Source organism: Nonomuraea zeae (assembly GCF_005889725.1).
Taxonomy (GTDB): Bacteria; Actinomycetota; Actinomycetes; order Streptosporangiales; family Streptosporangiaceae; genus Nonomuraea; species Nonomuraea zeae.
The window spans coordinates 1-9,911 of record NZ_VCKX01000391.1 but is presented as its reverse complement, the minus strand read 5'-3'; the positions used below and the strand labels follow the sequence as shown (position 1 = coordinate 9,911).

The 9,911-nt window shown below is 72.9% G+C and carries 11 protein-coding genes; 8 read left to right on the top strand and 3 right to left on the bottom strand.

The features are described 5' to 3' along the window. From ETD85_RS64070 to rodA, 3 genes are all read left to right on the top strand, one after another. Positions 1-250: hypothetical protein (locus tag ETD85_RS64070; RefSeq protein WP_206059510.1), on the top strand; the 250-nt coding region annotated here is incomplete at its 5' end. Beyond that, a complete protein-coding gene (gene mrdA, locus ETD85_RS56005) occupies positions 243-2,096 on the top strand; it encodes a penicillin-binding protein 2 (protein ID WP_206059509.1) in 1,854 nt (617 codons plus the stop codon). The genes ETD85_RS64070 and mrdA, both read left to right, overlap by 8 nt. After that, positions 2,093-3,229 (top strand): rod shape-determining protein RodA, encoded by a 1,137-nt coding sequence (gene rodA, locus ETD85_RS56000; protein ID WP_138697998.1) that lies wholly within the window; start codon positions 2,093-2,095, stop codon positions 3,227-3,229. Before mrdA ends, rodA begins: the two co-directional genes overlap by 4 nt. Here the strand turns inward: rodA and ETD85_RS55995 are convergent. Then, a complete protein-coding gene (locus ETD85_RS55995; protein WP_138697997.1) occupies positions 3,191-4,174 on the bottom strand; it encodes an amidohydrolase family protein in 984 nt (327 codons plus the stop codon). The two genes, rodA and ETD85_RS55995, sit on opposite strands and share 39 nt — an antisense overlap. After that, complete coding sequence (locus ETD85_RS55990; protein WP_138697996.1) at positions 4,171-4,539, bottom strand: metal-sulfur cluster assembly factor; 369 nt, start codon at positions 4,537-4,539, stop codon at positions 4,171-4,173. Before ETD85_RS55990 ends, ETD85_RS55995 begins: the two co-directional genes overlap by 4 nt. A 71-nt stretch (positions 4,540-4,610) precedes the next feature. Here ETD85_RS55990 and ETD85_RS55985 point away from each other — a divergent pair, with 71 nt between their 5' ends. From ETD85_RS55985 to ETD85_RS55975, 3 genes are all read left to right on the top strand, one after another. Then, positions 4,611-5,348, top strand: a complete 738-nt coding sequence (locus ETD85_RS55985; RefSeq protein WP_138697995.1) for an IclR family transcriptional regulator — start codon at positions 4,611-4,613, stop codon at positions 5,346-5,348. 42 nt (positions 5,349-5,390) lie between these two features. Continuing rightward, complete coding sequence (locus ETD85_RS55980; RefSeq protein WP_138697994.1) at positions 5,391-5,972, top strand: DUF4291 domain-containing protein; 582 nt, start codon at positions 5,391-5,393, stop codon at positions 5,970-5,972. 90 nt (positions 5,973-6,062) lie between these two features. Next, positions 6,063-6,719 carry a Rossmann-fold NAD(P)-binding domain-containing protein gene (locus ETD85_RS55975; RefSeq protein ID WP_138697993.1) on the top strand — a complete coding sequence of 219 codons (657 nt, stop codon included), beginning with the start codon at positions 6,063-6,065 and terminating at the stop codon, positions 6,717-6,719. Here ETD85_RS55975 and ETD85_RS55970 read toward each other — a convergent pair. Next, on the bottom strand, positions 6,700-8,019 hold the full coding sequence (locus tag ETD85_RS55970; RefSeq protein WP_206059508.1) for an MFS transporter: 1,320 nt from the start codon (positions 8,017-8,019) through the stop codon (positions 6,700-6,702). The two genes, ETD85_RS55975 and ETD85_RS55970, sit on opposite strands and share 20 nt — an antisense overlap. 90 nt (positions 8,020-8,109) lie before the next feature. Between ETD85_RS55970 and ETD85_RS55965 the strand changes: the two genes are divergently transcribed. Further along, positions 8,110-8,652, top strand: coding sequence for a CGNR zinc finger domain-containing protein (locus tag ETD85_RS55965; protein ID WP_138697992.1), 543 nt, complete (start codon positions 8,110-8,112; stop codon positions 8,650-8,652). A 97-nt stretch (positions 8,653-8,749) separates the two neighbouring features. Further along, positions 8,750-9,844, top strand: coding sequence for an LLM class flavin-dependent oxidoreductase (locus tag ETD85_RS55960; protein ID WP_138697991.1), 1,095 nt, complete (start codon positions 8,750-8,752; stop codon positions 9,842-9,844). Positions 9,845-9,911: the final 67 nt, after the last annotated feature.

Sequence of the window (9,911 nt, the reverse complement as noted above, 5' to 3'; positions counted from 1 at the left end):
AACGGGGTATCGTCGGCAGCGTCAGATGTGTATAAGAGCCAGGCTGCTGAGCGGGGCGGGTGCGGCGCTGGGCACGCTCCTGCAGGCCGGGGCGGCCGTGGCGCTCGGCGACGAGCCCTGGGCGTCGGTGGCGGCCTGGCTCCCGCCGACGCTCGCGTGGACGGTGGCGATCGGGGCGCCGGTGGGCGCGCTGCTGCTGCGGCGCAGGCCCGCGGGCCCGGAGCCCCGGCCGGTAGCGCGCCGTGTCTAGGGCCAGGCTGTTCGTGCTGCGGCTGGTCGTCGTGTCGATGCTGCTCACGCTGGTCGGGCGGCTGTGGTTCCTGCAAGTGGTCAGCGGTGCCGAATACGTGCGGGCGGCGGCCGACGTGCGGATCAGGACCGTGTCGCTGCCGCCGGTCAGAGGCCAGATCCTCGACGTGGCGGGTCGCCCGCTCGTGACGAACAGGACCAGGCCCGTGGTCACGGTGAACGCCGTCGAGCTGGCGCACCAGCCCGACGGCGGCCGGGCGGTGCTCACCCGGCTGGGGAAGGTGCTGGGGCAGCCGTACCGGCAGATCGCGGAGAAGGTCCGGCTGTGCGGGCCGGAGGTGGCACAGCCGTGCTGGCAGGGCTCGCCGTACGAGCCGATCCCGGTCGCCGGGGGCGTCGCCGTGCCGGCGGCGCTGCAGATCAGCGAGCGGCCGCAGGACTTCCCCGGCGTGCGCACGGAGCTGCGGCCGGTCCGCGTCTACCCGTCCGGCGCGGCGGCGGCGCACACCCTCGGGTACGTGCAGGGCGCCAAGGGCCGCGACGGGCTCGAAGCGGTGTACGACTCCCGCCTGGCGGGACAGCCGGGCCGGCGCGACGTGGCGGTGGACCACACCGGCCGCGTCACCAGGATCGTCCGCCACGATCCGCCCGTGCCCGGCGACACGCTCGTGACCAGCATCGACTCCCGCATCCAGGCCATCGCCGAGCAGGCGCTGGGCCGCGGCCTGGCCGGCACGGGCGGCTCGTCGGGTGCGGCCGTCGTGCTGGAGTCGGGCACCGGCCGGGTCGTCGCGCTGGCCGGGCGGCCCGCCTACGACCCGGCGGTCTGGACCGACGGCGTGACGGCCCGCGAGTATGCGGCGCTGCCGCTGCTGTCGCGGGCCGTGCAGGGCGAATGGGCGCCCGGCTCCACGTGGAAGGTCGCCTCCGTGGCCGCCGCCGCGACCGCCGGGTACGCGCTGGACGCCTCCTACGACTGCCCGAGCGGCTACCGGGTGGGCGACCGGATGTTCGGCAACTTCGCCGACGCCGACCTGGGCGTCATGACCATGCACGGGGCGCTGGTGCGGTCGTGCGACACGATCTTCTACCGGATCGCCGGCGAGCTCTGGGCGCGCGGGTCCGACGTCATGCAGGAGACCGCGCGCGGGTTCGGCTTCGGCCGGCCGACCGGCGTGGACCTGCCGGGCGAGGCGGCCGGAGCGGTGCCCGACCGGGCGTCGAAGAAGGCCCTGTGGCAGGCCACGCGCAAGGACAGCTGCCGGCGGGCGGACCAGGGCTATCCGGAGCTGGCCGACCGGGGGCGGGCGGCGTACCTGACGGCGGTCGCCGCCGAGAGCTGCCGGGGCGGCGGCGTGTGGCGGGGCGGTGACGCGGCCAACTTCGCCATCGGGCAGGGCGGCGTGCTGGTGACGCCGCTGCAGCTCGCGCGGGCGTACGCGGCCATCGCCAACGGCGGCACGCTGCACAGCCCGCGGGTGGGCCTGCGGGTCGTGGGGGCCGACGGGACGCCGGTCGAGACGATCACGCCTCCGGTCGCCGGCCGGCTGCCCGCCTCGGCCGGGACGCTGCGGTTCATGCGGCAGGCGCTCAGCCAGGTGCCCCGGTCGGGGACGGCGGAAGGGGCGTTCAAGGGGTTCCCGTTCGACAAGATCGCGGTGGCCGGGAAGACGGGGACGGCGGAGTCGTTCGGCCGCCGGGACACCTCCTGGTTCGCCTCGTTCGCGCCCGATCCCGCCTACACCGTGGTCGTCGTGCTGTCGGAGGGCGGCAGGGGGGCCGAGGGCGCGGCACCGGCGGCCCGGGCCATCTGGGAGGGCATACTCGGGCTGCGGGAGCGGCGATGATCGCGATCTCCGGGAAGAGGCGGGTCGTGTGGGCGCCGTCGCTGGCCGCGCCCGACCGGGTGCTGACGCTGCTCGCGCTGGCCCTGTCCGCGACCGGGCTGCTGCTGGTGTGGTCGGCTACTCGGATGGGGGGCGGGCACGCGCTGCTCGTGCGGCAGGCGGTGGCCGTCGGCGCGGGGCTCGTGCTGATGTGGCTGGTGTCGCGGGTCGATCTGCGGGTGCTGCGGGCGTACGTGCCGCCGGCGTACGTGCTGGCGCTGGTGTCGCTGGCGGGCGTGCTGACCCCTCTGGGCGTGCGGGTGAACGGGGCGCACTCGTGGATCGTGCTGGTCCCCGGGGTGCAGTTCCAGCCGTCGGAGTTCGCGAAGGTGGCGCTCGCGCTGGCGTTCGCGGTGCCGCTCGGCGAGCTGCGCGACGGGCAGCGGCGGCCGGGGTTCGGCGGGGTGCTGCTCGCGCTGGTGCTGGCGGCGGTGCCGATCGGGTTGATCGCGTTGCAGCCGGACCTGGGGACGATGCTGGTGTTCGCGGCCATGGTCGCGGGGGCGCTGCTGGTGTCGGGGGCGCCCAAGCGGTGGCTGCTGGTGCTCGCGGCCGGCGCCGTGGGGGCGGGGGCGGCGGCGTGGCGGCTCGGGTTCGTCCGCCCGTACCAGCTGGAACGGCTGCTCGTGCTGGCCGATCCCGGAGCCGACCCGGGCGGCGTGGGGTACAACGCCGCCCAGGCGCGCATCGCCATCGGATCCGGCGGTCTCTACGGCAAGGGGCTGTTCAACGGCGAGCAGACCGCCGGGCACTTCGTCCCCGAGCAGCACACCGACTTCATCTTCACCGTGGCGGGCGAGGAGCTGGGGTTCGCCGGGGCGGCGCTCATCGTGCTGGCCATCGGTGCACTGCTGTGGCGCGGGCTGGCGATCGCGCGGCGCAGCCACTCGGCGTACGGGAGCGTGCTGGCGGGCGGCATCGTGTCGTGGATCGCGTTCCAGACGTTCCTGAACGTGGGCATGACGGTGGGGCTCATGCCGATCGTGGGGGTGCCGCTGCCGTTCGTGTCGTACGGCGGCTCGGCCACGGTCGCCGGGCTGCTCGCGATCGGGCTCCTACAGGCCGTGCACCGGACCAAGGCCATGCAGCCTTAGCAGGTTCTCGCCCAGGATCTTGCGCTTGGCCTGGTCGGTGAGCTGCGGGTAGCCGTACCCGTCGCACAGATCCTGCGGGATCGTGAAGTCCCTGAACGCCCGCAGCGCCCACTGCGGGTGGAAGATCGGCGCCTCCGAGCCGTAGATGATCTTGTCTTCGCCGCACCAGAAGAGCAGCTTGCCGATGATCTCGGCGAACATCCTGGGCGCCCGGACGATGAAGTTGATCGTGGCCGCGAGGTCGGCGTACAGGTTGGGGTAGCGGATGAGCTGCCAGCAGGTCTCGTCCAGGAACGGCAGGCCGACGTGGAAGATGACGAAGTTGATGTCGGGGAAGTTCGCGGCGGCGCCGTCCATGTCCCACGTCTGGGTGTGCTCGATCGGCTGCGGGCCCAGCGGGACGCCCTTGTGCACGCCGATCAGGTTGATGCCCAGGTCGCGGGCCTTTTCGAAGATGGGGAAGGCGACCCGCGGGTCGTCCATGCGCCACGGGTAGGGCGAGCCGTAGTCGTAGCGGACGTTGTACAGCTTGAACGCGCGGGCGTTGTACTCCCCCACCTGGCGTTCCATCAGGTCGAGCGCCTTGCGGCCTTCGAGCGGGTTGACCGTGCCCCAGAAGATCGTGCGGTCCGGATCGCGGGCGGCCAGCTCCGCGCACTCCTGCCACGGCGACAGGCCGTCGTGGTAGAGGTCGGTGAGCGGCAGCGGCATCGCCACCAGCATGTCCGTGTCGGACTCGTCGTAGACCATGCGCCGGATGTCGTCGATCGTCCACTGCCGCAGGAACTCCTCGGCCGGCAGCTTGGTCTCGCCTTCCGGGGTGAGCGTGGTGTGGAAGGCGTACAGGTGGTTGGAGAACATCTGGCCCGCCGAGCCGAAGGCGTTCTTGGGCTCGAAGTTGAACACGTGGGCCACGCTGTCGAACACGAAGAAGTCGTCGATCATCGCAGTTCCTCCCTGATGTAGGCCTCCCGGTCGGGGACGTCGGCGGGGGCGGGCAGGAAGCGCAGCAGGCGGGCCGCTCGCGGGGAGAGCCGCTCCACCGTCCACGCCTCGTCCCAGACGACCTCCACCTCCGCCTCGCTGACGCCCGGCTGCTCCTCGATGCGGTCGCGTACCTCGGTGAGCACCCGGGCGGCGAACGGGCACCAGCCCGACGTCAGCAGCAGCTCCACCCGGGCCCGGCCGCCGCCGTCCACCTCGACGGACCTGATCAGGCCCATCTCCACGACCGAGATGCCCTTCTCCCTGCAGCACGGGTCGTAGACCCCGGACAGCGCCTGACTGGCCCACTGCGGTATCTCCGGCATGGCCTCATCGTCGGACGGGTGTGCCGCCCGGGGTAGGCGGCCGATTTTCAGATGGCGCACATGCTGAATGGATGACCGGCGAACAACCCAGCGATCTGATCCGCAGCGTCTCGCGCGCGCTCCGCGTGCTGGAGGAGGTCGCGCGGGCCGACCGGCCGCTGTCGGTCAAGGTCATCGCCCGCCGCTGCGGCCTGAACCTGTCCACCTCCTACCACCTGGTCCGCACCCTGTGTTACGAGGGCTACCTGCACCGGCGGCCCGACGGCGACTATCTGCTCGGCTCGCAGGTGGCCGAGCGCTTCCACGAGATGCTGGGGGCGTTCGAGCGTCCACCGATGGCCTCGGCGGTGCTGCGGCACCTGGCCGCCGACTCCGGCCACACGGCCTACCTGGCCCAGCTCGCCGAAGGGCGGCTGATCGTGGTGGACGTCGCCGAGGGGCCGCGCTCGCCCTGGCTGGAGGACCTCCAGGCGGGCCTGGAGACGGCGCCGCACGCCACCGCGCTCGGCAAGGCGCTCCTGCTCGCCCTCCCCTCCCGTGTCCGCCGCGGCGTCCTTACCGGGTACGGCCTGCGCCGCTTCACCCCCTCGACCCCTTCGAGCGTGGAGGACCTGGAGGAGGAGCTGGCGGGGCTGCGGCCCGGCCAGGTGGTGGAGGAGCACGGGCAGTTCAGGGACCAGGTCGCGTGCGCGGGCGCCGTGGTGCCCGGCACGCAGTGGGCGATCGGCATCTCGGCCCGCGGCCTGACCATCCCGCCACGGGCGGCCGCCCGCCTCGGGGCCGCCGTCAGGGATCTGGCCCGGGCATAATCCGTTTGCCCGCCGATGCGGATCTTCGCCAGGCTGGACGGCATGAACGTGCCCCACCGGCAGATCCGGGCCGCCTACACCGACGAGTCGATCACCGTCTACCAGGCTTACGACGCCGCGATCGCGGCCCCGGCCGTCGCGGCGCAGCGGTTCGTGGCGCCGTTCAGGATGGAGCGGATGACGTGGATCAAGCCGTCGTTCCTCTGGATGATGTACCGGTGCGGCTACGCGACCAAGCCGGGGCAGGAGCGGGTGCTGGCGATCTCGCTCAGCCGGGAGGGATTCGCCTGGGCGCTGGCGCACTCGTGCCTGAGCCATGACGACGGGCGTCCCGGCTGGCCCGCCCGGCTGCGCCGCAGCCCGGTGCGGATCCAGTGGGATCCCGAGCGCGGGACCGGGCACGAGGCGCTGCCGTACCGGTCGATCCAGATCGGGCTGTCCGGGGAGGCGGTGCGGCGTTACGTGGCGGAGTGGACGCTGGGGATCGCCGACATCACGGAGCGGGTGCGCGAGGTGCACGCGGCGCTCAGGGGCGGCGCGGACGTGGGCGCGCTGCTGCCGGTCGAGCGGCCCTACCCGCTGACCGGCGAGTTGGAGGAGACGATCGGAGCGACCCCGAGGTGAGCCGCTCCCCGTGGCGTGCGGACGCCTGCGGGAACGTGGCCGGTCGGCGGCCTAGGATGGGAAGGCGCCGGGACGGGACTGGGAGGACGCGTGCGAGTGATCCTTTTCGGGGCCACCGGCATGGTCGGGCGCGGGGTCCTGCGGGAGTGCCTGGCCGACGACCGGGTGAGCGAGGTGCTCGCGGTCGGCCGCTCCCCCGTGGGGCCGGTGGGGGGCAAGCTGCGCGAGCTGCGCCACGACGACCTGCTCGACCTGGCCGCGGTCGAGGGCGCGCTGGCCGGTTACGACGCGTGCTTCTTCTGCCTCGGGGTGTCGTCGGCCGGGCTGAGCGAGCAGGCGTACCGGCTGGTCACCTACGACTTCACGCTGTCCGTGGCGGGCACGCTCGCGCGGCTCAGCCCCGGCTCGGCCTTCCTGTACGTCTCCGGCGCCGGGACCGACGCGGACGGGCGGGCGATGTGGGCCCGGGTGAAGGGCGAGACCGAGAACGCCCTGCTGGAGCTGCCGCTCCGGGCCTTCATGTTCCGCCCCGGCTACATCCAGCCGATGTACGGCGTGACGTCCCGTACCCGGCTCTACCGGCTGGCTTATGTCGTGACCAGGCCGATCTTCCCCCTGATCAACCGGTTGTTCCCGGCGATGGTGACGACTACGGAGCGGATCGGGCGGGCCATGATCAACGTGGCCGAGCGGGGTGCGCCCAAGCGGATCCTGGGCCCGTCCGACATCAACGAGCTGGCCCGGTAGCGCGCGGTCGGCCGGGGGCCAGCGGGATGGCCAGCAGTGACAGCGCCGCCGTGAGCGCCCAGACGACCGGCCAGGAGGTGTGGCCGAGGACCGCCGGGATCAGCAGCGGGGTGAGGAATCCGGCGCCGAAGAGCGCCGTGCCGAGGAGCCCCAGCGCCGTTCCCGCCCTGGCCGCGCCCGCCATGGCGGCGATCTCGGTGTAGGCCACGCCGTGCCAGGAGTTGGCCAGCAGGCCGCCGATGGCGAGGGCGGCGACGGTGACCGGGGTGGGGGCGCCGGTGAGCACGGCCGCCGCCGCCATGGCGATCCCGGTCAGCGCGCCGATGCCGCGCAGGTAGGCCCGCCGGCCGCCGCGCCGGTCGGTCCGCCGGCCGGTCCAGATCCGGGCCGCGCCCCCGCCGATCTGGGCGATCAGGACCGTGACGCTGGCCAGGGTCGCGCCACCGCCCTTGACGTCGTGCAGGAAGATCGCCGTGAACGACAGGACGGCGAACTGCGGGACCGTGAGCAGGGCACACGACAAGGCCAGCCGCCAGACGTCCCAGCGCCGCAGCGGCGAGCGCCCCACCCCCGGCTCCACGGCCGGTCCCGTGCCCGGCTCTGCAGCCCGGCCCGCACCGCTTCCGGCCTTCTCGCCTGTCCCAAGGGCGGCCTCAGCGGTCGCCGGGGCGGGCGGCTGGTCCGGCTCGTGGAGCCAGCGCCAGGTCGCCGCCGCCGCCAGGAGGCAGAACGCCGACGGCAGCGCGTAGACGGCGCGGAAGCCGTACACGTCCGCCAGCCAGGGCAGCAGCGCGACGCCCACCGCGCCCCCTGCGGGGATGGCCGTCTGGCGGATGCTCATCGCCAGCCCGCGCTCCCCGTCCGCGAACCAGGTCATGATCGCCCGCCCGGACGCGCCGTTGACGCTGCCGCCCAGCGCGCCGGCGACCAGCAGGCCGGCGCCCAGCGCGACGATCCCGGCGCCGTCCGCCGGGGTGGCGGCCACGGCCATCAGGCTCAGCACCGCCCCGGTGGAGGTCAGTCCGATGAGCAGGATGCGCCGGTCGCCGTACCTGTCGGTCAGCAGCCCCCACACGAGATCCGACACCGCCACCCCCAGCCCCAGGCAGGCCAGGACGATGCCGAGCGCGCTGGTGGACAGGTGGTAGCCGGACCGCATCGCGATCCCGGTGACCGGGATGCCGGAGAACATCGCCGAGAAGCTCCCCTGCGCCCCCACCCCCACGGCCAGGACGACCCAGCGGTGCCGCGAGCCGTATCGGCGGGCGCCGCCCGCCGTGGCGGAGATCGTCGTCGCCACGACCACACCTTTCACGAAATAACCGGACTTATCGGTTACGAACCTTGGCAGCCTCCAAAGTAACTTGTCAATCCGGTTACTATGGGGACCGTGGACTTCACCTTCGTCAGCGGAAACCTCGGCCTCGACCTCGCGGGAACCGTCGGCCGCCGGCGCGGCGAGCACATCGACCTGCTGGGCTCCCCCGAGGATCTGGCCAGGTGGGCGGTGTCGGCCGGGCTCCTCGACGAGCCGCCCGCCGCGGACGACGACGACCTCGCCCTGGCGGCACGGCTGCGCGAGGCGATCTACCGGCTGGCCACCTCGGCCCGTACGGGATCGGCGTACGAGGAGGCGGACCGGCTCGTGCTCAACGAGGTCGCCGGCCGCCCGCCCGCCGGGGTCCTGCTGGGAGCCGGCGGGCTGGAGCGCCGGGGCGATCTTCGTTCCGCGCTCTCCAGCACCGCCCGCGCCGCCGCCGAGCTGCTCGGCGGCCCGCACGCCGCGCTGATCAGGGAGTGCGAGGCCGCCCCCTGCACCCGGCTCTACATCGACACCTCGCACCGGCGCACCCGGCGCTGGTGCGACATGCGCGGCTGCGGCAACCGCGCCAAGGCGGCCGCGTTCCGCGCCCGGGGCCACCGCCAGGGCTGAGGCGGCGTCCGGGCGATCAGGGGATGATGGAATATCTGAGCGTCCCTCAGCGCTACCGTAGCCGTCAAAGATTCAACAGTCATGGATGGTGACTAAAGTGCAGTTCGGAATCTTCAGTGTGGGCGACGTGACCATGGACCCCACCACGGGCAGGACGCCGACCGAGCACGAGCGGATCAAGGCGATGGTGACGATCGCGCTCAAGGCGGAGGAGGTGGGCCTCGACGTGTTCGCGACGGGCGAGCACCACAACCCGCCGTTCGTGCCGTCCTCCCCGACCACGATGCTCGGCTACATCGCGGCCAAGACCGAGCGCCTGGTCCTGTCCACCGCCACCACGCTGATCACCACCAGCGACCCGGTGAAGATCGCCGAGGACTTCGCCATGCTCCAGCACCTGGCGGAGGGCCGGGTGGACGTGATGATGGGCCGGGGCAACACCGGACCGGTCTACCCCTGGTTCGGGCAGGACATCAGGCAGGGCATCCCGCTGGCCATCGAGAACTACGCGCTGCTGCGCCGCCTGTGGCGCGAGGACGTCGTGGACTGGGAGGGGCGCTTCCGCACCCCGCTGCAGGGCTTCACCTCGACGCCGCGCCCGCTCGACGGGGTGCCGCCGTTCGTGTGGCACGGCTCGATCCGCAGCCCAGAGATCGCCGAGCAGGCCGCGTACTACGGGGACGGCTTCTTCGCCAACAACATCTTCTGGCCGAAGGAGCACTTCATCCGCCTGATCAACCTCTACCGTCAGCGCTACGCCCACTACGGGCACGGCACGCCGGAGCAGGCCATCGTGGGGCTGGGCGGCCAGGTGTTCATGCGCAAGAACTCGCAGGACGCGGTGCGCGAGTTCCGGCCGTACTTCGACAACGCCCCCGTGTACGGCCACGGGCCGTCCCTGGAGGAGTTCACCGAGGAGACCCCGCTCACCGTGGGCAGCCCGCAGCAGGTCATCGACCGGACCCTCGAGTTCAGGGAGTTCTTCGGCGACTACCAGCGCCAGCTCTTCCTCATGGACCACGCGGGGCTGCCGCTGAAGACCGTGCTGGAGCAGCTCGACCTGCTCGGCGAGGAGGTCGTGCCGGTGCTGCGCAAGGAGCTCGCCAAGGACCGGCCGGCCGAGGTGCCGGACGCGCCGACCCACGCCTCCCTGCTCGCGGCGAAGACGGCCGCGCAGCCGGTCGACGCCTAACGGCCACCGCCCTGGCCGTCCAGCCGGTCGCCGGCTGGCGGCCACCACCTGTCTCCTATACACATCT

What these genes read in the sequence shown, in the direction of transcription:
- ETD85_RS55995 (WP_138697997.1), bottom strand. Translation starts at nt 4,174, where the DNA reads ATGATCGACGACTTCTTCGTGTTCGACAGCGTGGCCCACGTGTTCAAC.
- ETD85_RS55990 (WP_138697996.1), bottom strand. Translation starts at nt 4,539, where the DNA reads ATGCCGGAGATACCGCAGTGGGCCAGTCAGGCGCTGTCCGGGGTCTAC.
- rodA (WP_138697998.1), top strand. Translation starts at nt 2,093, where the DNA reads ATGATCGCGATCTCCGGGAAGAGGCGGGTCGTGTGGGCGCCGTCGCTG.
- ETD85_RS55985 (WP_138697995.1), top strand. Translation starts at nt 4,611, where the DNA reads ATGACCGGCGAACAACCCAGCGATCTGATCCGCAGCGTCTCGCGCGCG.
- ETD85_RS55980 (WP_138697994.1), top strand. Translation starts at nt 5,391, where the DNA reads ATGAACGTGCCCCACCGGCAGATCCGGGCCGCCTACACCGACGAGTCG.